Raw genomic sequence first — 20,870 nt, 5'->3', positions numbered from 1 at the left:
TTGGCGGCGGGCATTATGACGTGCCGATAAACACTGACCAATGCTATTGATTATCAAAAACCGGCTTGTACCGCTCAAACACGAACATTAGACGCAAATTCATTGCGCATCCTGCGGGAAAGTAACAAAACCGGCAAATTTAGATCGAGTGCTACGTCACAAGTCGCAGAGGAGCGGCAGAATCTTTCCAGCCTGTTAAAATGCCCGCCCATTTCGCAAGCGACCTCCTTTTCCGTCATGTCCCGACTCAATCCCCGGCAGCAAGAAGCCGTGAACTATGTCGGCGGCCCTCTTTTGGTGCTCGCCGGCGCAGGCTCCGGCAAGACCAGCGTGATCACCCGCAAAATCGCCCATCTGATCCAGAGCTGCGGCATCCGTGCGCAGTACATCGTCGCCATGACCTTTACCAACAAGGCCGCGCGGGAGATGAAGGAGCGAGTCGGCAGCCTGCTGCGCGGCGGCGAAGGCCGCGGGTTGACGGTGTGTACGTTCCACAATCTGGGTCTGAACATCATCCGCAAAGAGCATGCACGTCTGGGCTATAAGCCAGGGTTCTCGATTTTCGACGAGACCGACGTCAAAGCCCTGATGACTGACATCATGCAGAAGGAATACTCGGGCGACGACGGCGTCGACGAGATCAAGAACATGATCGGCTCGTGGAAAAACGACCTGATTCTGCCGCCCGAAGCCCTGGAAAATGCCCGCAACCCCAAGGAGCAGACCGCCGCCATCGTCTACACCCACTATCAGCGCACGCTCAAGGCATTCAACGCGGTGGACTTTGACGACCTGATCCTGCTGCCGGTAAAACTGTTCCAGGAGCACGCCGACATCCTGGAAAAATGGCAAAACAAGGTCCGCTACCTGCTAGTGGACGAATACCAGGACACCAACGCCAGCCAGTATTTGCTGGTTAAGCTGCTGATCGGCAAGCGTAACCAGTTCACCGTGGTGGGTGATGATGACCAGTCGATCTACGCCTGGCGCGGCGCACGCCCGGAAAACCTGATGTTGCTCAAGGACGACTATCCGTCCTTGAAAGTGGTAATGCTGGAGCAGAACTACCGCTCCACCAGCCGTATCCTGCGCTGCGCCAACGTGCTGATTTCGAACAATCCCCACGCGTTTGAAAAACAACTGTGGAGCGACATGGGGCACGGCGACGAAATCCGCGTGATCCGCTGCCGCAACGAAGACGCCGAAGCCGAGCGCGTGGCCGTGGAGCTCCTCACCCTGCACCTGCGCACCGACCGGCCCTACAGCGACTTCGCCATTCTTTATCGCGGTAATTACCAGGCCAAGCTCATTGAGCTCAAGCTTCAGCATCACCAGATTCCGTATCGCCTCTCCGGCGGCAACAGCTTTTTCGGACGTCAGGAAGTAAAAGACCTGATGGCTTACTTCCGCCTGCTGGTGAACCCGGACGACGACAACGCCTTCCTGCGGGTGATCAACGTCCCACGCCGGGAAATCGGTTCGACCACCCTGGAAAAGCTCGGCAACTACGCCACTGGGCGCAAGATCTCGATGTACGCCGCTACCGAAGAAATTGGCCTTGGCGAGCACCTGGACAGCCGCTTCACCGATCGCCTGGCACGCTTCAAGCGCTTCATGGACCGCGTGCGTGAGCAGTGTGCGGGAGAGGACCCGATTTCCGCACTGCGCAGCATGGTCATGGACATCGATTACGAGAACTGGCTGCGCACCAACAGTTCCAGCGACAAAGCCGCGGACTACCGCATGGGCAACGTCTGGTTCCTGATCGAGGCGCTGAAGAACACCCTGGAAAAAGACGAAGATGGCGAAATGACCATCGAAGACGCCATCGGCAAGCTGGTCTTGCGCGACATGCTCGAACGTCAGCAGGAAGAGGAAGACGGCGCCGAAGGTGTGCAAATGATGACCTTGCACGCCTCCAAGGGCCTGGAATTCCCCTACGTGTTCATCATGGGCATGGAAGAGGAAATTCTCCCTCACCGTTCCAGCATCGAAGCCGACACCATCGAAGAAGAACGCCGCCTGGCCTACGTCGGAATTACCCGAGCTCGTCAGACTCTGGCCTTCACCTTCGCTGCCAAGCGTAAGCAATATGGCGAGATCATCGACTGTGCGCCGAGCCGCTTCCTCGATGAACTGCCGCCGGACGACCTGGCCTGGGAAGGCACCGACGACATCCCTACCGAAGTCAAAGCCGTTCGTGGCAATACCGCATTAGCGGATATACGCGCAATGTTAAAGCGCTAAATTGAATACTTTTTAACCGAACACTTTTTATCAGAGCTTAGGCGCACAAAGCGCTAAAAGAGGAAGTTCCGTGGAAGCCCTGCACAAGAAAATTCGCGAAGAAGGCATCGTGCTTTCCGATCAGGTCCTGAAAGTCGACGCCTTTCTGAACCACCAGATCGACCCGCAATTGATGAAGCTGATCGGCGATGAGTTCGCCACCCTGTTCGCAAATTCGGGCATCACCAAGATCGTTACCATCGAAGCCTCGGGTATTGCTCCGGCGATCATGACCGGCCTGAATCTCGGTGTGCCGGTGATTTTCGCCCGCAAGCATCAGTCCCTGACCCTGACCGAAAACCTGCTGTCGGCGACTGTGTACTCGTTCACCAAGCAGGTCGAAAGCACCGTGGCGATTTCTCCACGGCACCTGACCAGCAGCGACCGCGTGCTGATCATCGATGACTTCCTGGCCAATGGTAAGGCCTCGCAAGCGCTGATCTCGATCATCAAACAAGCCGGCGCCACCGTGGCAGGCCTGGGTATCGTGATCGAGAAGTCATTCCAGGGCGGCCGTGCCGAGCTGGACGCTCAGGGCTATCGCGTTGAATCCCTGGCCCGGGTGAAATCCCTGGCGGGCGGCGTCGTGACCTTTATCGACTAATCCGCCACACCACAAACCCCCTGTGGGAGCGGGCTTGATCGCGAATGCGGTTTGTCAGTCACATCAATGCTGGATGTGCCGCCGTCTTCGCGAGCAAGCCCGCTCCCACATTTGATCGTCGCTGGTAGTTACTTCGCGGTGGCCTGTAGACCTGCCAACAGCAATCGCTGATACAGGTCCTCGCGCAGGCCCTCAGGCTTCGTCAGTTGCATCCGTTCAAGATGAGCCGGGTATTGCGATGGCTGTGGCGCATCCAGCGCGGCCTTGCCCAGCTCGAGAATCTCGGTGAGCTTGAACTTGCTCTTCAACCAGTTGAGCGCCCGCAACAGATCACGCTCCTCGCTGCTGAAGTCGCTGCCCAACGGATACTCCGGAAAAAGCTGGGAATGCCGTGCCTGAATCGCCTGCAGACGCTGCGGGTTGTTGTCGGTGAAACGTGGATCAAGACGGAAGTCCTTGGGCAACTTGCCGACTTTCTGTGCCTGCTCGATCAAGCCCTGCTGGAAGCGTGAATCGCTGATACTCAGCAAGGCCTCGATCACCGCCGCATCGGTCTTGCCGCGCAGATCGGCGATGCCGTACTCGGTCACCACGATGTCGCGCAGATGCCGCGGGATCGTGCAGTGACCGTACTCCCAGACCATGTTCGAACTCACTTCGCCGCCTGATTCGCGCCAGCTGCGCAAAATCAGGATCGAACGCGCACCCTCCAGCGCATGGCCTTGGGCAACAAAGTTGTATTGCCCGCCGACACCGCTGAGTACCCGCCCATCCTCCAGTTGATCCGCCACCCCGGCACCGAGCAGGGTCATGGTAAAGGCACTGTTGATGAAACGTGCATCCTGGCGCTGCAACCGCTTGAGCTGTTCATTGCCGTACAGCTCATTGATGTAGCTGATGGCGGTCATGTTGAATTCAACCAGCTTGCTCGGCGGCAACTCGCGTAACCGCTGATAGAAACTGCGCGGCCCGAGAAAGAACCCGCCATGCACTGAGATACCGCCCTGCTGTGCGGCCTCATCCAGCGCTCCGGCATTCGCCTGCTCTTGCAGCGCAACCTGCGCATAAACCTTACGCCTTACGATTCCTGCATCGGCCAGAACCAACAGCCCGTTGACGAACATTTCGCTGCAAGCGTAAAGCCCTTTGGCGAAGGGCTCGACGCCGCCTTCACGCTCGATCAGACGCTGCCAGTGTGTGACATCGATCTCCGCCAACAGCGCTCGATAACCGTCGTTATCCGCCTGACGTGCCAGCAGTGCTGCAGTCAGCGCATCGCCCATGGAGCCGATGCCGATCTGCAAGGTGCCGCCATCACGCACCAAAGTACTGGCGTGCAGCCCGATGAAATGGTCCTGCAAGCCCACGGGCATATTCGGCGTGGAAAACAGCGTTGTGTGGTCCTCCTCGTCGATCAGCAGATCGAAGGCGTCACTGCCAATTTCCGCATGGCCCGGCATGTAGGGCAGATCGCGATGAACCTGGCCGAGCAGCAGAATGGTTTCTCCCGCCGCGCGGCGCTTGGCGATCATCGGCAGCAAGTCGAGTGTGATATCCGGGTTGCAGCTCAAGCTCAGGCGATCCGCCTGTGGATCACGAGCGACCAGTTGCGCGACCAGGTTCAAACCGGCGGCATTGATGTCCCGCGCGGCATGGCTGTAGTTGCTGCTGACGTAGTCCTGTTGAGCGGGCAGGCTGTTGAGCAAACTCCCTGGCTGCATGAAGAACTGTTCGATGCGGATGTTGGCCGGCAGGCTGTCGTGGTGCAGATCAGCGAGAAAATCCAGTTCCGTATAATCGCCGAATACACGTTCGACAAAGGGCTCGAGAAAGCGCCGCTGCAAGCCATCACCCAAGGATGGGCGACCCAGACTCAGGGCTGTGTAGATCGTCAGCCGGCGCCCAGGCAATTGTGCAATGCGTTGGTACAGCGCGTTAACAAAAGCATTGGGTTTGCCAAGGCCCAGCGGCAAACCCATATGAATATGTACCGGTAAACGTGCGAGCACAGCATCGACCGCATGCTCGATTGAACAGGACTGCACCATCTGACCCTCCGTGGACGCGCCTTGAGCCGGGGTGGGACTGAGCTTGCCGGGTCTTTGCTGCAAAGAACAGCCTTTAGGTCAAATCTCGTGTCTAGTCCTGAAACAGGTGTAAACCTTATTCAGGACGAGACATCGGGCACAAAAAAGCCGCTCGTAAGCGGCTTTTTCGCGGAAGATAGGGCTTATTTCAGGCCGGACATCTTCTGGATTGCACCTTTGAGATCGCCATCGGAGCAATCGGCGCAAGTGCCTTTGGGCGGCATCGAGTTGATGCCGGTAATGGCTTTGGCCAACAGGCCGTCAAGACCACCTTGCTCTTTGGCGCGCTTGCCCCAGTCGGCAGCGTCGCCGATTTTTGGCGAACCCAGCAGGCCGGTGCCGTGGCAAGCATTGCAATGCTTGGCAATCACGTCGTCAGGGGTTTTCGCACCGCCGCCGCCCGCCGAAGCAGCGACTTCCATCCCCTTGCACTCTTGACCTTGTACACAGACCTGGCCGACTGGTTCAAGGCGTTTAGCGATATCGTCGTTGGTCGCAGCTTGAGCGCTGACTGCCCAAAGGGCCAATACGGTTGCTGGTGCAGCCAGCATTTTCATAATTAGGTTCACGCGTACACCCTCAATGGTGGCTAGTCACGCCCACGGCCACGGTTCGCAGGCGGGCGCAAGTATAGCGGTTAGCCCGCCACACTGAAACAACCCTAAAGTCGAAGGGGTATTAGTCGTGGCGGAAAACTAACCAGAGCGCCTGCACAAACCTTGCTGGACGCCTTCCTCTTAGAAATTCGCTGGCGTGGCTGCGCTGATTAGCCGCGCCGGCGCGTCGAACGGATTACGGAAACGGTGCGGCTTGGTGCTTTCGAAGTAGTAGCTGTCACCGGCCTCAAGCACGAATGTCTCAAGCCCCACCACCAACTCCAGACGACCTTCCAGGAGAATCCCGGTCTCCTCACCTTCGTGGGTGAGCATTTCGCCGCCGGTATCGGCGCCTGGCGGGTAAATCTCGTTGAGAAAAGCGATTGCCCGACTCGGATGAGCCTTACCGACCAGTTTCATGGTGACCGCGCCATCGGAGATATCGATCAGTTCGTGAGCTTTATAGACGATCTGAGTCGGTTTTTCCTGGAGGATTTCTTCGGAAAAGAACTCGACCATGGACATGGGGATACCACCAAGAACCTTCCTCAGCGAACTGATCGAGGGACTGACGCTGTTTTTCTCGATCATCGAAATGGTGCTATTGGTGACCCCCGCACGCTTGGCAAGCTCACGCTGGGAAAGACCTTTCAGTTTACGGATCGATTGCAGTCGTTCACCGACGTCCAATGCATTAGCCTCCCAGGATTCAGGTTGTAGGGGTATTGAGCGTTATCATGGCGACAGCGTTCAGTATTTACAACACTTGGGCCTGAATCCGCTTCAGGAAGGCGACTTCCGGTAAGGCAGAGTGCCCTTTAGCTCCCGGAATAGAGCAGTGGCACTCGGCGCAGGTTGCAGAAAATCTGATAAGGGATGGTGTCGGCAGCCATCGCTACGTCGCTGGCAAGGATGTTCTTGCCCCACAACTCGACCGTCGAACCGAGGCCGGCCTGCGGTACATCGGTCAGATCAATGCACAACATGTCCATCGATACCCGCCCAAGCAGCTGACTGCGTTGACCAGCCACCAACACTGGCGTACCGGTAGGCGCCTGACGCGGATAGCCGTCGGCATAACCCATGGCAACCACGCCAATACGCATTGGTTTGGGCGTGATGAACTTCGCACCGTAACCAACCGGTTCGCCGGCGGGCAGCTCACGCACGCTGATCACTTTCGATTCCAGGGTCATCACTGGCTGCAAACGCGCAGCCACCGCATTGGCCTCCTCGAACGGAGTCGCGCCGTAAAGCATGATGCCCGGGCGCACCCAGTCACTGGGAATGTTCGGCCAACCGAGAACGGCCGGCGAGTTGCGCAAACTGACCTGAGCCGACAACCCCTGGCGAGCGGCTTCGAACACCGCGACCTGCTCGGTACTGCGGGCACAATGGAGCTCATCGGCGCGGGCGAAGTGGCTCATCAGGACAATCTTTGCCACTTTGCCACTGGCCAGGAGTCGTTGATAGGCCCCTTGATAATCCGCCGGATGCAGTCCGACGCGGTGCATGCCCGAGTCGAGCTTGAGCCAGATGGTCAGCGGCTTGGCCAGTGCGGCGTTCTCGATCGCCTCGAGCTGCCACAACGAATGCACCACACACCAGAAATCATGCTCGACGATCAGCGCCAGCTCATCGGCTTCGAAAAAGCCTTCAAGCAACAGCACCGGCGCACGAATACCGGCTGCACGCAGTTCCAGCGCTTCCTCGATACAGGCCACGGCAAAACCGTCAGCCTCAGCTTCCAGAGCCTGGGCGCAGCGCACCGCGCCATGGCCATAAGCATCGGCCTTGATCACGGCGAGAGCCTTGGCTCCCGACACTTCGCGGGCCAGTTGGTAGTTGTGACGCAGAGCTTGAAGATCGATCAGGGCACGGGCAGGACGCATGGCGGCAGACTTCTAGGCGGTCATGAGGGAAGAAAAAACCGGCGCTGGCTGACAGCGTGAACCACCAACAGCGCCGGGAGAGGGATCGTTGTTACTTAAAGCGTTACTTGAGGCAGAGCGGCCACAACCGACAGCTCGACCAGAATTTCCGGCTCGCAGAGCTTGGCTTCGACGGTTGCGCGGGCAGGTGCCACACCTTTTGGCAGCCACTTGTCCCAGACAGCGTTCATACCGGCAAAGTCAGCGTCGATGTCTTTCAGGTAGATCGTCACCGACAGCAGACGATTCTTGTCGGTCCCGGCCAGATCCAGCAAACGCTCGATGTTGGCAAGGGTTTCACGGGTCTGCTGCTCAATCCCGGCGTTCATATCGTCGCCAACTTGTCCTGCCAGATACACGGTATTGCCGTGTACAACGATCTGGCTCATGCGCTCATTGGTGAGCTGGCGCTGGATTGACATGTTTAGCTGACTCCTTGGGATTGTTATCGTAACGAGAAATATCGAGACCTTCGGCACTGATCTGCGGCGTTTTCTTCGCCATCAGGTCAGCCAGCAAGCGACCGGAACCACACGCCATGGTCCAGCCGAGCGTACCGTGACCGGTGTTCAAAAACAGATTGCGCAACGGTGTGGCACCGACAATCGGTGTGCCATCCGGCGTGGTCGGACGCAGGCCGGTCCAGAAACTGGCTTGGGACAAATCACCGCCCTGAGGATAGAGGTCGTTGACGATCATCTCCAGGGTTTCGCGCCGACGCGGATTGAGCGACAGGTCAAAACCTGCAATTTCAGCCATGCCACCGACACGAATGCGGTTGTCGAAACGGGTGATCGCGACCTTGTAAGTCTCGTCGAGGATAGTCGAAGTCGGGGCCATCTCCGGGTTGGTGATCGGCACGGTCAACGAGTAACCCTTGAGCGGGTACACCGGCGCCTTGATGCCCAGCGGCTTGAGCAACTGCGGCGAATAGCTGCCGAGTGCCAGCACGTAGCGGTCAGCGGTTTCCAGCTTGCCGTCGATCCACACACCATTGACCCGATCACCCACGTAGTCGAGGCGCTGAATGTCCTGGCCGAAGCGGAATTCCACACCCAGTTTCACAGCCATTTCGGCCAGGCGGGTGGTGAACATCTGGCAGTCACCGGTTTGGTCATTCGGCAAGCGCAAGGCACCGGCGAGGATGTCGGTGACGCTGGCCAGTGCGGGTTCAACGCGGGCGATGCCGGCGCGGTCGAGCAGTTCAAAAGGTACGCCGGACTCTTTGAGCACCGAGATGTCTTTCGCCGCGCCATCGAGTTGCGCCTGTGTGCGGAACAGCTGGGTAGTCCCCAGGCTGCGTCCTTCGTAGGCAATACCGGTTTCGGCGCGCAGTTCGTCGAGGCAGTCACGGCTGTATTCGGACAGACGGACCATACGCTCTTTGTTCACCGCATAGCGGCTGGCGGTGCAGTTGCGCAGCATCTGCGCCATCCACAGGTATTGATCAATTTCGGCAGTGGCCTTGATCGCCAGCGGCGCGTGGCGCTGCAACAGCCACTTGATGGCTTTGAGTGGCACACCCGGCGCGGCCCAGGGCGAGGCATAACCCGGCGAGACCTGGCCTGCGTTGGCGAAACTGGTTTCCATGGCAGCGGCCGGCTGGCGGTCGACGACCACCACCTCAAAGCCGGCCCGAGCCAGATAATAGGCACTGGCGGTACCTATGACGCCGCTACCCAAGACCAGAACGCGCATTTTCATATCCCTCATCGCGGCTTACCGCTGACGTTTGTTGTTCAGAGCGAAGATGCGCGCAGTGTAAAAAACATTTGCCAGTGCTTTTCACTATATAAGTGCCTATATTTGGCGAGAATTCTCGGCAAAAACCCTTTTCACGGAGGCGCATCCCCTATGCGTACCAACACCCAGACCAAACGTGAGCTGGACAAGATCGACCGCAACATCTTGCGCATCCTGCAGGTGGACGGGCGCATTTCCTTCACCGAACTGGGGGAAAAGGTCGGCCTGTCGACCACACCCTGTACCGAGCGGGTACGTCGTCTGGAGCGCGAAGGAATCATCATGGGCTACAACGCCCGGCTCAACCCGCAGCACCTCAAGGGCAGCCTGCTGGTATTCGTCGAGATCAGCCTGGACTACAAATCCGGCGACACCTTCGAAGAGTTCCGGCGAGCCGTGCTGAAGCTGCCCCATGTGCTGGAGTGCCATCTGGTGTCGGGCGACTTCGACTATCTGGTGAAAGCACGGATTTCCGAGATGGCGTCGTACCGTAAATTGCTGGGCGACATCCTGCTTAAACTGCCCCATGTGCGGGAGTCCAAGAGCTATATCGTGATGGAAGAGGTGAAAGAGAGTTTGAATCTACCGATTCCGGATTGAGCGCATCACGCTCGTTCCCACGCTCTGCGTGGGAACGATCATTTCAAACCAGAACCTGCCGCGTGCTGGCCATGTACTCATGGATCTGCTTTTCGACTCGCGGATGAATCAACTCCACCGGGCGGCGGCCATTGGGGCATGGCAAGGTCGGCGTAGTGCCGAATAGACGACAGATCAACGGACGCTCGTCGTACACCGTGCAACCGTTGGGGCCCAGGTGAACGCAGTTCAACTCATCCATCGCCGCTTCCTGCTCGGCCGCCGTCTTGCGCGGTAAACGGGACATTTCTTCGGTCGAAGTGGTCACCGGACCACAGCAGTCATGGCAACCGGGGACACACTCGAACGAGGGGATCTGCTGCCGGAGAGTGCGAATTTTCTGGCTGTTGCAGCTCATCGAAGCGGTTACCGGGAAAGTGGATGGATTGGGATTCTGCCTTAAAAGCCACGTTCCAGACAGCGCCAGCCGACCAGTGTTGCCGCACCTGAAAGGTCCGGCTTATGCTCCGTAAAGTTTTCCAAACACAATAATCCGGATTACGCACATGAATGCCCGTGCTCAGAAACCTGTCCCGAGCAACCAGCACACCGCGTCTTACTACGCCGCCAGCAGCCTGCCGCAGCCCGACCATCCGGTGCTCACAGGTGAGTTACAGGCCGACGTCTGCGTGGTCGGCGGCGGCTTCTCGGGGTTGAACACGGCGATCGAACTGGCCGAATGCGGTTTGAGCGTAGTGCTGCTGGAAGCGCGCAAGATTGGCTGGGGCGCCAGCGGGCGCAACGGCGGGCAGCTGATTCGCGGTGTCGGCCACGGCCTCGATCAGTTCGCCAATGTGGTAGGCACGCAAGGTGTGCGTCAGATGAAGTTGATGGGGCTTGAGGCGGTGGAAATAGTCCGCCAGCGGGTCGAACGTTTCCAGATCGCCTGCGACCTGACCTGGGGTTATTGCGATCTGGCCAACAAACCTCGCGATCTTGAAGGATTCGCCGAGGATGCCGAAGAACTGCGCAGCCTCGGTTATCGTCACCAAACCCGCCTGCTGCAAGCCCATGAAATGCACACTGTGGTCGGCTCCGACCGTTATGTCGGCGGTTTGATCGATATGGGCTCGGGGCATCTGCATCCGTTGAATCTTGCGCTGGGCGAAGCCGTCGCCGCGCAGCAACTGGGCGTCAAGCTGTTCGAGCAATCGGCGGTTATCCGCATCGATTACGGCCCTGAAGTTCGTGTTCACACCGCTCAGGGTTCAGTGCGGGCCAAAACGTTAGTGCTGGGCTGCAACGCCTACCTCAACGGACTCAACCCGCAACTCAGCGGCAAAGTGCTGCCGGCCGGCAGCTATATCATCGCCACCGAACCCTTGAGTGAAGCCCAGGCTCACGCGTTATTGCCACAGAACATGGCGGTCTGCGATCAACGGGTAGCGCTGGATTACTACCGTCTCTCGGCGGACCGGCGCTTGCTGTTTGGCGGTGCTTGTCACTATTCCGGGCGCGACCCGCAGGACATCGCCGCTTATATGCGGCCGAAAATGCTGGACGTATTCCCGCAGCTGGCCGGGGTGAAGATCGACTATCAATGGGGCGGGATGATCGGCATCGGCGCCAATCGCCTGCCGCAAATCGGACGGCTCAAGGACCAGCCGAATGTGTATTACGCCCAGGCCTACTCAGGTCATGGCGTAAACGCCACGCACCTGGCCGGCAAGTTGCTGGCCGAGGCCATCAGCGGCCAGCAGAGCGGCGGCTTCGATCTGTTCGCCCAGGTTCCACACATCACCTTTCCCGGCGGCAAATACCTGCGCTCTCCGCTGCTGGCGCTGGGAATGCTCTGGCACAGGCTTAAAGAGCTGACCTGAGGCTGAGGGAAGACACCCTTCCGCGTAGCAGCTGCCGCCAGGCAGCTGCTACGGGATGTGTTGCCGCCAGGCTTCTCCTCAAATCCGCCAGAACGGTTTCAACCCTTCTTGCCGCGCCTGTTCACGGCTCAAGCCGATGTCGCGCAACTCCTCGGTCGTCAAATCGAGCAGGGTTTTGCGGGTGCGCAGGCGATGCCAGAACAGGCCCCAACGGCTCGGACCGGACGGGGCGTTGCGCATAGTCGCCGCACGTGACCCTTTCTCCTGCCCTGCCACTAGTTCCTGACTGTGTAATGTGAGCCGCACATCGCTCAAGCCGTTCATTTTTCTGCTCCTGTTTACTTGGGTAGCCATGAGCAGACATGATGCGCGGGTGTCCAAAACCATTACAGATTCAAAGTAGCTGTATTATTTCCATACAGAATTTCCAATCGCAGCACTGAATCCTGTATTTTTGCTCCATCTGTACTGCTTATCCGAATCGATCCCATCGAGGCCCCGCCATGACCCTTTACGTCAATCTTGCTGAACTGCTCGGCACGCGTATCGAACAGGGCTTCTATCGCCCTGGTGACCGGTTGCCTTCGGTGAGGGCCTTGAGCGTCGAGCACGGGGTCAGCTTGAGCACGGTGCAGCAGGCCTATCGGGTGTTGGAAGACAGCGGATTGGCGACGCCGAAGCCCAAATCCGGCTATTTCGTCCCGGTCGGCCGCGAGTTGCCGGCGCTGCCCGCGGTCGGGCGCCCCGCACAACGGCCGGTGGAAATTTCCCAGTGGGATCAGGTACTCGAATTGATCCGCGCCGTACCGCGCAAGGATGTCGTCCAGTTGGGCCGCGGCATGCCGGACATCACCACGCCGACCATGCAGCCGCTGCTACGTGGCCTGGCGCGGATCAGCCGCCGGCAGGACATGCCCGGCCTGTATTACGACAACATCTATGGCACCCTGGAATTGCGTGAACAGCTTGCCCGGTTGTTGCTCGACTCCGGTTGTCAGCTAGGTGCCAGCGATCTGGTGATCACCACCGGCTGCCATGAAGCGCTGTCCACCAGCATTCGCGCCACTTGCGAGCAAGGCGACATCGTCGCCGTGGACTCGCCGAGCTTTCACGGCGCCATGCAGACCCTCAAGGGCCTGGGCATGAAAGCCCTGGAAATCCCCACCGACCCGCTCACCGGGATCAGCCTCGAGGCCCTGGAGCTGGCGTTGGAGCAATGGCCGATCAAGGCCATACAGTTGACCCCCAACTGCAACAACCCGCTGGGCTACATCATGCCGGAGTCGCGCAAACGGGCCTTGCTGACCCTGGCCCAGCGCTTCGACGTGGCGATCATCGAGGACGATGTGTATGGCGAACTGGCCTACACCTACCCGCGCCCACGGACCATCAAATCCTTCGACGAAGACGGTCGCGTCCTGCTCTGTAGTTCGTTCTCGAAAACCCTGGCACCGGGTTTGCGCATTGGCTGGGTAGCGCCGGGGCGTTACCTGGAGCGGGTCCTGCACATGAAATACATCAGCACTGGCTCGACTGCACCGCAACCACAGATCGCTATCGCCGAATTCCTCAAGGCCGGACATTTCGAGCCGCATTTGCGGCGCATGCGCACGCAGTACCAACGTAACCGCGACTTGATGATCGACTGGGTCAGCCGTTACTTCCCCGCCGGCACCCGCGCCAGCCGCCCGCAAGGCAGCTTCATGCTGTGGGTCGAGCTGCCCGAGGGCTTCGACACCTTGAAACTGAATCGCGTGCTGCTTGAACAAGGCGTACAGATCGCTGTCGGCAGTATCTTTTCGGCCTCAGGCAAATATCGCAATTGTCTGCGGATGAACTACGCAGCCAAGCCGACGGCACAGATTGAAGAAGCTGTGCGCAAGGTGGGGGCTGCGGCAATCAAGCTGCTGGCCGAAACCGATGGCGCCGTCGACTGACCTTTGACCACAAGCCAGCGTCCACATGAGGACAACCGCCGCCAATCGGGACGATCCGACTTGAGACCCACACGGACACTGCACTTTCTTCTGCTTTTCGCCCTGCCCTTTGGCGGTTGCGCCACGTTCGACGTACCGCGAGAACCTTGCCAGCGGCGGATTCGGCGTTTGGTCGTTCGATCCAGGCCCAGGCAGCGCCTTATCAGGGCCGCTCCGGCTTTCGCTTGCTGCCCAACAGCAGCGAAGCTTTCATGGCCCGCGCCGAGCTGAAATTTCACCGACATCGACATGCTCAGCGTCGGCCCGGAGCGGATGCTGTGAGCTGCCGAAGGTTCGGGCCGCGTTCGCACGAGCTTTCAGGACTACCAACTCCCCGATAAACGTTACACCGGCTGCACAGCGCCAAACGCCCCTTGGCGCGATACAAGAATCACCAACCCTAAAGCCCCGGCCGCCATTAGCAACGGCAAGGCATGCCCGCTGATCCACTGACTGCCCGCTCCTGCCGCCAACGGTCCGATCAGGCAGCCAATGCCCCACAACTGTGCAACATGGGCGTTGGCGCGGACCAGCGCATCGTCGCGATAGCGTTCGCCGATCAGAATCAGCGACAAGGTAAACAACCCACCGGCACTGGCACCGAACAGCACCCATAGCGGCCAGATCAGCAACGTGTCGATCAGCAGTGGAATCGCCAGGCTCGACACCAGCAGAACCATTGCACAACCGGTAAACAGCGTACGGCGCGACAGCCGGTCAGCCAGCGCGCCAATCGGCAGTTGCAACAAGGCATCGCCAACCACCACCGTGCTGACCATAGCCAAGGCCATTTCGGTGGTGAAACCCTGGCGCAAACAATAGACCGGCAACAAGGTCAGTATCATCGCCTCGAACGCGGCAAACAGCGCCACCGCCCAGGCAATCGCCGGCAACCCTCGGCAGAAACCCAGCAAGTCGCTCAAGGTCACGCTGAGCGACTCGCTGGTCGGTGCTCCACTTCGCCCCAGCAGCAGCAACGGCGAGACCACCAACAGCCCGACGCCAACCCAGAAACCAAAATCCCTTTCGGTTCCCAGAACACCCAGCAGCAACGGCCCGGACAGTTGGCTCAAGGCATAACTGCTGCCATACAGCGCCACCAACCGTCCACGCCATTGCTCCACCACCAACTGGTTGATCCAGCTCTCGCCGAGGATGAAGACAATGGTCAGGATGACCCCGATCATCAGGCGCAGTACCAGCCAGATCGGGTAGCTGGGCAACAGCGCCAACAGACCGATGGAGATTGCTCCCGCCCACAAACACAAGCGCATCAAGGCCGCCGTACCGAAACGTGCCGCCAGGCGACTCGAGATCCTGGCGCCCAGAAGCACGCCAATCGCCGGCATCGCCGCCATCACACCAATGGCGAACGAGCCATAGCCCCAACTTTCCAGCCGCAGCGACACCAGAGGCATACTGACACCCAGCGCCAGACCGACACTCAGGACAGACGCCAATACGGCGAAATAAGTCGCCCAACGCATTACCACGCTCCTGTGGATTGTTGTTTTTTACATGCCATACAAAGCAATGTGGGAGCGAGCTTGCTCGCGATGACGGCGCAACATTCAACATTGACGTCGACTGTCATACCGCTATCGCGAGCAAGCTCGCTCCCACAAGGAATTTGCGTTGTATTGAGCCCCGGATGCGACCGGGGCCCGCCACAATTTACAGCTTGATCCAGGTCGCCTTCAGTTCGGTGTACTTGTCGAACGCGTGCAGCGATTTGTCACGACCGTTACCCGATTGCTTGAAGCCACCAAACGGTGCGGTCATGTCGCCGCCGTCGTATTGGTTGACCCAGACGCTACCGGCACGCAAGGCCTTGGCAGTCAGGTGAGCCTTGGAAATATTGGCTGTCCACACCGCTGCGGCCAGGCCATATGGCGTGTCGTTGGCGATCTGAACGGCTTCTTCCACGGTGTCGAAAGCAATGACCGAAAGCACCGGGCCAAAGATTTCTTCCTGAGCGATTTTCATCGCGTTGCTCACGCCGTCGAAAATCGTCGGCTCAACATAAGTGCCACCGGTTTCCTGCAGGATGCGCTTGCCGCCGGCCACCAGTTTGGCGCCATCGGAATGACCAGCCTCGATGTAAGACAGCACGGTGTTCATCTGCTGGGTGTCCACCAGTGCACCAACGTTGGTCGCCGGGTCCAGGGGATTGCCAGGTTTCCAGCCTTTGAGGGCTTCGATCACCAAAGGCAGGAAGGTGTCCTTGATCGAACGCTCGACCAGCAGACGCGAACCGGCGGTGCAAACCTCGCCCTGGTTGAAAGCGATAGCGCCGGCTGCGGCTTCGGCGGCAGCCTGCAAGTCCGGCGCATCGGCGAACACGATGTTCGGGCTCTTGCCACCGGCTTCGAGCCAGACGCGTTTCATGTTCGATTCGCCGGAGTAGATCAGCAATTGCTTGGCAATCTTGGTCGAACCGGTGAATACCAGCGTGTCGACATCCATATGCAAGGCCAGGGCCTTGCCGACGGTGTGACCGAAGCCCGGCAGCACGTTCAGCACGCCAGCCGGGATACCCGCCTCAACGGCCAGTGCAGCGATGCGGATGGCGGTCAGCGGCGACTTTTCGGACGGTTTGAGGATTACCGAGTTACCCGTGGACAGCGCCGGGCCGAGTTTCCAGCAGGCCATCATCAACGGGAAGTTCCACGGCACGATAGCCGCGACAACACCCACCGGCTCGCGGGTCACCAGACCCAGCTGATCGTGCGGTGTGGCAGCGACTTCGTCATAGATCTTGTCGATGGCTTCGCCGCTCCAGCTCAGCGCTTGCGCTGCGCCCGGAACGTCGATGCCCAGGGAATCGCTGATCGGCTTGCCCATGTCGAGGGTTTCAAGTAGCGCCAGCTCTTCGGCGTGCTTTTTCAGCAGGCCGGCGAAACGAATCATGGTGGATTTGCGCTTGCTCGGCGCCAAACGCGACCAGACACCGGAATTGAATGTGGCGCGTGCATTTTCTACTGCGCGCTGGGCGTCGGCGGCGTCACAGCTGGCGATCTTGCCCAGCAGACGGCCATCGACCGGGCTGATGCACTCGAAGGTCTCGCTGGAGACCGCTTCGGTGTATTCGCCATTGATATAAGCACGGCCTTCGATCTTCAGATCGCGGGCGCGTTGTTCCCAATCGGCACGAGTCAGGGTGGTCATACGAGTGTCCTCCTCTTATTGAATACAAGCGCCACGCGTTCTACGCAGGCACCCTCAAGAATTCTGCCCGGCCAGCCTTCACATCGGCCCAAGGCAACTGCCACCCTAAACCAGCGGCACCACAAGTTTCAATATATTTGACACAATGCCATCAAACGGCCTTGCGATGTTCATTTTAATAAACATAGACTTTGGGCTTTCCAGCCACTCGCGCCGCAATCACGGGGGATAAAAAGAATGAGCATCCAAGACATCGTAGACTTCAACCAGGCCAACACCAAGGTGGAACGCTTTCGCCCAGCGCAGGAAAAAATCCTCAAGGGCGACCCCGAGCAAACCCTCTACAACCACTACAACAGCCCTTGTGGCCAGATGAACGCGGGCGTGTGGGAAGGTGCGGTGGGTCAGTGGCTGGTGAACTACACCGAGCATGAATATTGCGAGATAGTGCAGGGCGTTTCCGTTTTGCGCGACACAGAAGGCAACGCCAAGACCTTGCGCGCTGGCGATCGCTTCGTCATCCCGGCCGGTTTCAAAGGCACTTGGGAGGTGTTGGAACACTGCCGCAAGATCTACGTGGTGTTTGAACAGAAGGCTTGAATCGCAGGCACAAAAAAACCCGCCAAAAGGCGGGTTTTTTTGTCAGAAGCAAAACCAATTACTTGATTTTGGCTTCTTTGTAGATCACGTGCTTGCGAACAACCGGATCGAATTTTTTGATTTCGATTTTGTCCGGAGTGGTGCGCTTGTTCTTATCAGTGGTGTAGAAGTGGCCAGTGTTAGCGCTCGACACCAAACGGATCAATTCACGCATGATTCTCTCCCTTAGACCTTAGCGCCATTGCGGCGAATTTCGACCAGCACGACATCAATGCCACGCTTGTCGATGATACGCATGCCTTTGGCAGATACGCGCAGACGCACAAAACGCTTCTCGGACTCGACCCAGAAGCGGTGATGCTGCAGGTTCGGCAGGAAACGACGACGGGTTTTGTTGTTTGCGTGGGAAATGTTATTCCCAGTCACCGGACCCTTACCGGTAACTTGACATACTCTCGACATGCCTCAGCCCTCTAAAACCACATGCCCAACCCGGCATGGGTTGGCCGCTTAATCTCTCAGTCATTTGGCGCCAGGCGCCGCGTTTCTTTAAGGGTCTTACCGGCTACACCTACAAGCGAAGGAACCGGGCCCCTAGAAAAGAGCGCTGCTTTATACCAGAAAGACCCCATAGCAACAACAGTCGGTGTGATCTGTCTTTCATAAAGTCCCGGTTTTCTTGCTCCGGGCGCCCAAACCAAAGGCTGACAAAGGTAGTTACCGCTCGTCGCCGAGCTTGGGATTTGATGCCCTACCCGCGACCTACCGACAAAGATTAGCCGTAAATTGCCCCGATAAAATGCCCAAAAAGCGGATGCTTTCCCGAAAACAAGGCTCTGGCTTTGTCAGAAAAGCCGGTTATCTGGCAATTTACCACTTAATAAACGACAAACCTGAAAAGCGGCAATCTGAAAAATTGGATAGTCATTTTCAAAAGAGGCCACTAGGGTAAGCCTTTTCCAGACTGCACTCGCAGATGGGCCTTCGATCTGCAAAGGAAACTGAATATGCGTCTCGCTGCCCTAACGCTGCTGCTCGCCCCTCTTCTGAGCCCGCTGGCCCATGCCGCCGCCCTGAGCGTCTGCACAGAGGCCAGCCCGGAAGGATTCGATGTCGTTCAATACAACTCGCTGACGACCACCAATGCGTCCGCTGACGTACTGATGAACCGATTGGTGGACTTCGATACCGCCAGCGGCAAAGTGGTCCCCAGCCTCGCTGACAGCTGGGAAGTCTCCGTCGACGGCCTGACCTATGTCTTCAAACTGCATCCGCAGGTGAAATTTCATCGTACCGATTATTTCAGCCCAAGCCGCGAGCTCACCGCAGAAGACGTGAAGTTCAGCTTCGAGCGGATGCTCGACCCCGCCAACCCATGGCATCGAATCGCCCAGAGCGGCTTCCCGCATGCCCAATCAATGCAATTGCCGGCCCTGATCAAAAAGATCGACGCGCTTGACCCGCTGACTGTGCGCTTCACCCTCGACCATCCGGACTCGACTTTTCTTGCGACCCTGAGCATGGGTTTCGCATCGATCTACTCCGCTGAATATGCCGACCAATTGCTCAAGGCTGGCACCCCGGAAAAGCTCAACAGCCAGCCGATCGGCAGCGGCCCGTTCATTTTCGGGCGTTTCCAGAAGGACGCGTCGATTCGCTACAAGGCCAACCGTGACTACTTCGCCGGTAAACCTCCGGTGGACAGCCTGGTGTTCGCCATCACACCAGACGCGAACGTGCGCCTGCAAAAATTGCGGCGTAACGAATGCCAGATTGCCCTGTCGCCCAAACCGCTGGATGTGCAAGCCGCCAGCCAGGAACCGGCGTTGAGAGTCGAGAAAACACCGGCTTTCATGACCGCCTTCGTCGCCATCAACAGCCAACACCCTCCGCTGGACAAACCTGAAGTCCGCCAGGCAATCAACCTCGCCTTCGATAAGACCAGCTACCTCAAAGCTGTCTTCGAAGACACCGCCCAACCCGCTAACGGCCCTTACTCACCCAACACCTGGAGCTACGCCAAGGAGCTTTCGGGCTACCCCCATGACGTTGCAAAAGCTCGGGATTTGCTGGTAAGGGCCGGACTTAAGGACGGCTTCAAAACCACGATCTGGACCCGCCCGACAGGCAGCCTGCTCAACCCGAATCCAAGCCTGGGCGCCCAGCTGTTGCAAGCAGATCTGGCCGAGATCGGCATTCAGGCCGAGATTCGGGTGATCGAATGGGGTGAGCTGATCCGCCGTGCGAAAGCCGGTGAGCACGATCTGCTGTTCATGGGCTGGGCCGGCGACAACGGCGACCCGGATAACTTCCTCACACCGCAATTCTCATGCGCCGCGGTGCAGTCCGGCACCAACTTCGCCCGCTACTGCGAGCAAGGCCTGGACAAGCTGATCAGCGCCGGCAAGACCACCACCGAGCAAGGTGTGCGCAGCAAGCTGTACCAACAGGCTCAGGTGCAGATCCAGCAACAGGCGCTCTGGCTGCCGCTGGCGCACCCGACCGCCTTCGCCTTGACGCGCAAGGAGGTTCAAGGCTACCAGGTCAGCCCGTTCGGTCGTCAGGACTTCTCAAAGGTCAGTATCAAGCCCTGATCCTTTGTGCGGCTACATCCAGCCGTACTCGGCCATCGACAGGGGGTCGCCATCACCGATGATGAAATGGTCGAGCACTCGTACATCTATCAGATCCAGCGCCTTCTGCAGGCGCTTGGTCAGTACGCGGTCAGCCTGACTCGGCTCGGCGATGCCCGAAGGGTGGTTATGACACAGAATCAACGCCGCCGCGTTGTGCGCCAAAGCACGCTTGACCACCTGCCGGGGATAGACGCTGGTGGTGTCGATCGTGCCTCTGAACAACGCCTCGAATCCCAGCACGCGATGCTTGGCATCCAGAAACAAACAGCCAAACACTTCGTGCGGCTCATGACGCAACAACGCTTTGAGGTAATCGCGTACGGCTAACGGACTTTCCAGCACGGAGTCCCGCCGCAACCTCTCGGCCAAGTGCCGCCGGGCCATCTCCAGTACCGCCTGCAATTGGGCAAACTTCGCCGGACCCAGCCCCAGATGGCGGCTGAACGTCAGCTGATCCGCCTCCAGCAATGTCCGCAGGCTGCCAAATTGAATCAGCAGGTGTCGCGCAAGATCGACGGCACTTTTGCCCGCAACCCCGGTTCGTAGAAAGATTGCCAGTAACTCGGCATCGGAAAGGCTCGCCGAACCTTGATCAAGAAGCTTCTCCCGCGGGCGCTCTGCCGCAGGCCAATCGCGAATGCTCATAGCACCTCCATGTGTGTGGGCGCCGCTGTTCCATAGCGGTCGCTGTGCTATCTTAGCCCATCTTTTTTGCGTGCGATTTCACCTGGGGAGGGGGCATCGCACCCGCAACGTAGTCATCACTGAACTGAAAGGCAGGCCT

General features: G+C 58.6%; 20 protein-coding genes and 1 pseudogene. 8 read left to right on the top strand and 13 right to left on the bottom strand.

All coding sequences use genetic code 11. The features are described 5' to 3' along the window. Positions 1-237 precede the first annotated feature (237 nt). Together rep and AC07O1_RS04670 are read left to right on the top strand one after the other, a co-directional pair. Complete coding sequence (gene rep, locus AC07O1_RS04675; protein WP_495088050.1) at positions 238-2,247, top strand: DNA helicase Rep; 2,010 nt, start codon at positions 238-240, stop codon at positions 2,245-2,247. 70 nt (positions 2,248-2,317) lie between these two features. After that, positions 2,318-2,890, top strand: coding sequence for a xanthine phosphoribosyltransferase (locus AC07O1_RS04670; protein ID WP_495010425.1), 573 nt, complete (start codon positions 2,318-2,320; stop codon positions 2,888-2,890). A gap of 128 nt (positions 2,891-3,018) precedes the next feature. Here the strand turns inward: AC07O1_RS04670 and AC07O1_RS04665 are convergent, their stop codons facing one another. From AC07O1_RS04665 to dadA, 6 genes are all read right to left on the bottom strand, one after another. Then, positions 3,019-4,938 (bottom strand): acetyl-CoA hydrolase/transferase C-terminal domain-containing protein, encoded by a 1,920-nt coding sequence (locus AC07O1_RS04665; RefSeq protein WP_495088049.1) that lies wholly within the window; start codon positions 4,936-4,938, stop codon positions 3,019-3,021. Positions 4,939-5,120: 182 nt separating this feature from the next. Beyond that, positions 5,121-5,546: a c-type cytochrome gene (locus tag AC07O1_RS04660; protein WP_494990881.1), complete on the bottom strand. Its 426-nt coding sequence runs from the start codon at positions 5,544-5,546 to the stop codon at positions 5,121-5,123. 168 nt (positions 5,547-5,714) lie between these two features. Then, positions 5,715-6,263 carry a cupin domain-containing protein gene (locus AC07O1_RS04655; RefSeq protein ID WP_489069446.1) on the bottom strand — a complete coding sequence of 183 codons (549 nt, stop codon included), beginning with the start codon at positions 6,261-6,263 and terminating at the stop codon, positions 5,715-5,717. Between the two features lie 128 nt (positions 6,264-6,391). After that, positions 6,392-7,465 carry an alanine racemase gene (gene alr / locus AC07O1_RS04650; protein WP_495088048.1) on the bottom strand — a complete coding sequence of 358 codons (1,074 nt, stop codon included), beginning with the start codon at positions 7,463-7,465 and terminating at the stop codon, positions 6,392-6,394. Between the two features lie 95 nt (positions 7,466-7,560). Then, positions 7,561-7,926 (bottom strand): RidA family protein, encoded by a 366-nt coding sequence (locus tag AC07O1_RS04645; protein ID WP_495088047.1) that lies wholly within the window; start codon positions 7,924-7,926, stop codon positions 7,561-7,563. After that, the gene (gene dadA, locus AC07O1_RS04640; RefSeq protein WP_495010430.1) at positions 7,898-9,202 is read right to left on the bottom strand and encodes a D-amino acid dehydrogenase; all 1,305 of its coding nucleotides are present in this window, start codon (positions 9,200-9,202) and stop codon (positions 7,898-7,900) included. Before dadA ends, AC07O1_RS04645 begins: the two co-directional genes overlap by 29 nt. A gap of 156 nt (positions 9,203-9,358) precedes the next feature. On the opposite strand from dadA, the gene AC07O1_RS04635 reads away from it, so the two are divergent. Next, positions 9,359-9,847, top strand: a complete 489-nt coding sequence (locus tag AC07O1_RS04635) for an Lrp/AsnC ligand binding domain-containing protein (protein ID WP_494990885.1) — start codon at positions 9,359-9,361, stop codon at positions 9,845-9,847. A gap of 43 nt (positions 9,848-9,890) precedes the next feature. On the opposite strand, the gene AC07O1_RS04630 is transcribed toward AC07O1_RS04635, so the two are convergent. Further along, positions 9,891-10,244 carry a YkgJ family cysteine cluster protein gene (locus tag AC07O1_RS04630; RefSeq protein WP_494990886.1) on the bottom strand — a complete coding sequence of 118 codons (354 nt, stop codon included), beginning with the start codon at positions 10,242-10,244 and terminating at the stop codon, positions 9,891-9,893. A gap of 148 nt (positions 10,245-10,392) precedes the next feature. Between AC07O1_RS04630 and AC07O1_RS04625 the strand changes: the two genes are divergently transcribed. Further along, positions 10,393-11,706 carry an NAD(P)/FAD-dependent oxidoreductase gene (locus AC07O1_RS04625; protein WP_495088046.1) on the top strand — a complete coding sequence of 438 codons (1,314 nt, stop codon included), beginning with the start codon at positions 10,393-10,395 and terminating at the stop codon, positions 11,704-11,706. 78 nt (positions 11,707-11,784) lie between these two features. On the opposite strand, the gene AC07O1_RS04620 is transcribed toward AC07O1_RS04625, so the two are convergent. Beyond that, positions 11,785-12,030 carry a DUF1127 domain-containing protein gene (locus AC07O1_RS04620; protein WP_495088045.1) on the bottom strand — a complete coding sequence of 82 codons (246 nt, stop codon included), beginning with the start codon at positions 12,028-12,030 and terminating at the stop codon, positions 11,785-11,787. A gap of 179 nt (positions 12,031-12,209) precedes the next feature. Between AC07O1_RS04620 and AC07O1_RS04615 the strand changes: the two genes are divergently transcribed. Both AC07O1_RS04615 and AC07O1_RS04610 read left to right on the top strand, forming a co-directional pair. Then, positions 12,210-13,643 carry an aminotransferase-like domain-containing protein gene (locus tag AC07O1_RS04615; RefSeq protein WP_495088044.1) on the top strand — a complete coding sequence of 478 codons (1,434 nt, stop codon included), beginning with the start codon at positions 12,210-12,212 and terminating at the stop codon, positions 13,641-13,643. Between the two features lie 60 nt (positions 13,644-13,703). Beyond that, positions 13,704-13,912: pseudogene (locus AC07O1_RS04610) on the top strand (phospholipase D family protein); the annotation flags it as partial. Between the two features lie 114 nt (positions 13,913-14,026). On the opposite strand, the gene AC07O1_RS04605 reads toward AC07O1_RS04610, so the two are convergent. After that, positions 14,027-15,169: an MFS transporter gene (locus AC07O1_RS04605; protein ID WP_494990890.1), complete on the bottom strand. Its 1,143-nt coding sequence runs from the start codon at positions 15,167-15,169 to the stop codon at positions 14,027-14,029. Between the two features lie 187 nt (positions 15,170-15,356). After that, the gene (locus tag AC07O1_RS04600) at positions 15,357-16,850 is read right to left on the bottom strand and encodes an aldehyde dehydrogenase (protein WP_495088043.1); all 1,494 of its coding nucleotides are present in this window, start codon (positions 16,848-16,850) and stop codon (positions 15,357-15,359) included. A gap of 237 nt (positions 16,851-17,087) precedes the next feature. Here AC07O1_RS04600 and AC07O1_RS04595 point away from each other — a divergent pair, with 237 nt between their 5' ends. Beyond that, the gene (locus tag AC07O1_RS04595; RefSeq protein WP_494990892.1) at positions 17,088-17,450 is read left to right on the top strand and encodes a cupin domain-containing protein; all 363 of its coding nucleotides are present in this window, start codon (positions 17,088-17,090) and stop codon (positions 17,448-17,450) included. Positions 17,451-17,508: 58 nt separating this feature from the next. Here the strand turns inward: AC07O1_RS04595 and rpmG are convergent, their stop codons facing one another. Both rpmG and rpmB read right to left on the bottom strand, forming a co-directional pair. Next, positions 17,509-17,664, bottom strand: a complete 156-nt coding sequence (gene rpmG, locus AC07O1_RS04590; protein ID WP_274106790.1) for a 50S ribosomal protein L33 — start codon at positions 17,662-17,664, stop codon at positions 17,509-17,511. An 11-nt stretch (positions 17,665-17,675) separates the two neighbouring features. After that, positions 17,676-17,912 (bottom strand): 50S ribosomal protein L28, encoded by a 237-nt coding sequence (gene rpmB / locus AC07O1_RS04585; protein WP_150803776.1) that lies wholly within the window; start codon positions 17,910-17,912, stop codon positions 17,676-17,678. Between the two features lie 545 nt (positions 17,913-18,457). On the opposite strand from rpmB, the gene AC07O1_RS04580 reads away from it, so the two are divergent. Further along, entirely contained in the window at positions 18,458-20,044 is a 1,587-nt protein-coding gene (locus AC07O1_RS04580; protein ID WP_495088042.1) for an ABC transporter substrate-binding protein, read from the top strand. A gap of 12 nt (positions 20,045-20,056) precedes the next feature. On the opposite strand, the gene radC is transcribed toward AC07O1_RS04580, so the two are convergent. Continuing rightward, on the bottom strand, positions 20,057-20,731 hold the full coding sequence (gene radC / locus AC07O1_RS04575; RefSeq protein WP_495088041.1) for a RadC family protein: 675 nt from the start codon (positions 20,729-20,731) through the stop codon (positions 20,057-20,059). Positions 20,732-20,870: the final 139 nt, after the last annotated feature.

Source organism: Pseudomonas sp. GW821-FHT07G10 (genome assembly GCF_059418545.1).
Note: the sequence above shows the minus strand (reverse complement) of the source record. Positions and strands in the feature narration are given on the sequence as shown.

Bases quoted from the DNA above. Each gene is read 5' to 3' on its own strand.
- AC07O1_RS04645 (WP_495088047.1), bottom strand. From the start codon at position 7,926: ATGTCAATCCAGCGCCAGCTCACCAATGAGCGCATGAGCCAGATCGTT.
- radC (WP_495088041.1), bottom strand. From the start codon at position 20,731: ATGAGCATTCGCGATTGGCCTGCGGCAGAGCGCCCGCGGGAGAAGCTT.
- rep (WP_495088050.1), top strand. From the start codon at position 238: ATGTCCCGACTCAATCCCCGGCAGCAAGAAGCCGTGAACTATGTCGGC.
- AC07O1_RS04580 (WP_495088042.1), top strand. From the start codon at position 18,458: ATGCGTCTCGCTGCCCTAACGCTGCTGCTCGCCCCTCTTCTGAGCCCG.
- AC07O1_RS04620 (WP_495088045.1), bottom strand. From the start codon at position 12,030: ATGAACGGCTTGAGCGATGTGCGGCTCACATTACACAGTCAGGAACTA.
- rpmG (WP_274106790.1), bottom strand. From the start codon at position 17,664: ATGCGTGAATTGATCCGTTTGGTGTCGAGCGCTAACACTGGCCACTTC.
- AC07O1_RS04595 (WP_494990892.1), top strand. From the start codon at position 17,088: ATGAGCATCCAAGACATCGTAGACTTCAACCAGGCCAACACCAAGGTG.
- alr (WP_495088048.1), bottom strand. From the start codon at position 7,465: ATGCGTCCTGCCCGTGCCCTGATCGATCTTCAAGCTCTGCGTCACAAC.
- AC07O1_RS04600 (WP_495088043.1), bottom strand. From the start codon at position 16,850: ATGACCACCCTGACTCGTGCCGATTGGGAACAACGCGCCCGCGATCTG.
- dadA (WP_495010430.1), bottom strand. From the start codon at position 9,202: ATGCGCGTTCTGGTCTTGGGTAGCGGCGTCATAGGTACCGCCAGTGCC.
- AC07O1_RS04630 (WP_494990886.1), bottom strand. From the start codon at position 10,244: ATGAGCTGCAACAGCCAGAAAATTCGCACTCTCCGGCAGCAGATCCCC.
- rpmB (WP_150803776.1), bottom strand. From the start codon at position 17,912: ATGTCGAGAGTATGTCAAGTTACCGGTAAGGGTCCGGTGACTGGGAAT.
- AC07O1_RS04635 (WP_494990885.1), top strand. From the start codon at position 9,359: ATGCGTACCAACACCCAGACCAAACGTGAGCTGGACAAGATCGACCGC.
- AC07O1_RS04665 (WP_495088049.1), bottom strand. From the start codon at position 4,938: ATGGTGCAGTCCTGTTCAATCGAGCATGCGGTCGATGCTGTGCTCGCA.
- AC07O1_RS04605 (WP_494990890.1), bottom strand. From the start codon at position 15,169: ATGCGTTGGGCGACTTATTTCGCCGTATTGGCGTCTGTCCTGAGTGTC.
- AC07O1_RS04615 (WP_495088044.1), top strand. From the start codon at position 12,210: ATGACCCTTTACGTCAATCTTGCTGAACTGCTCGGCACGCGTATCGAA.
- AC07O1_RS04625 (WP_495088046.1), top strand. From the start codon at position 10,393: ATGAATGCCCGTGCTCAGAAACCTGTCCCGAGCAACCAGCACACCGCG.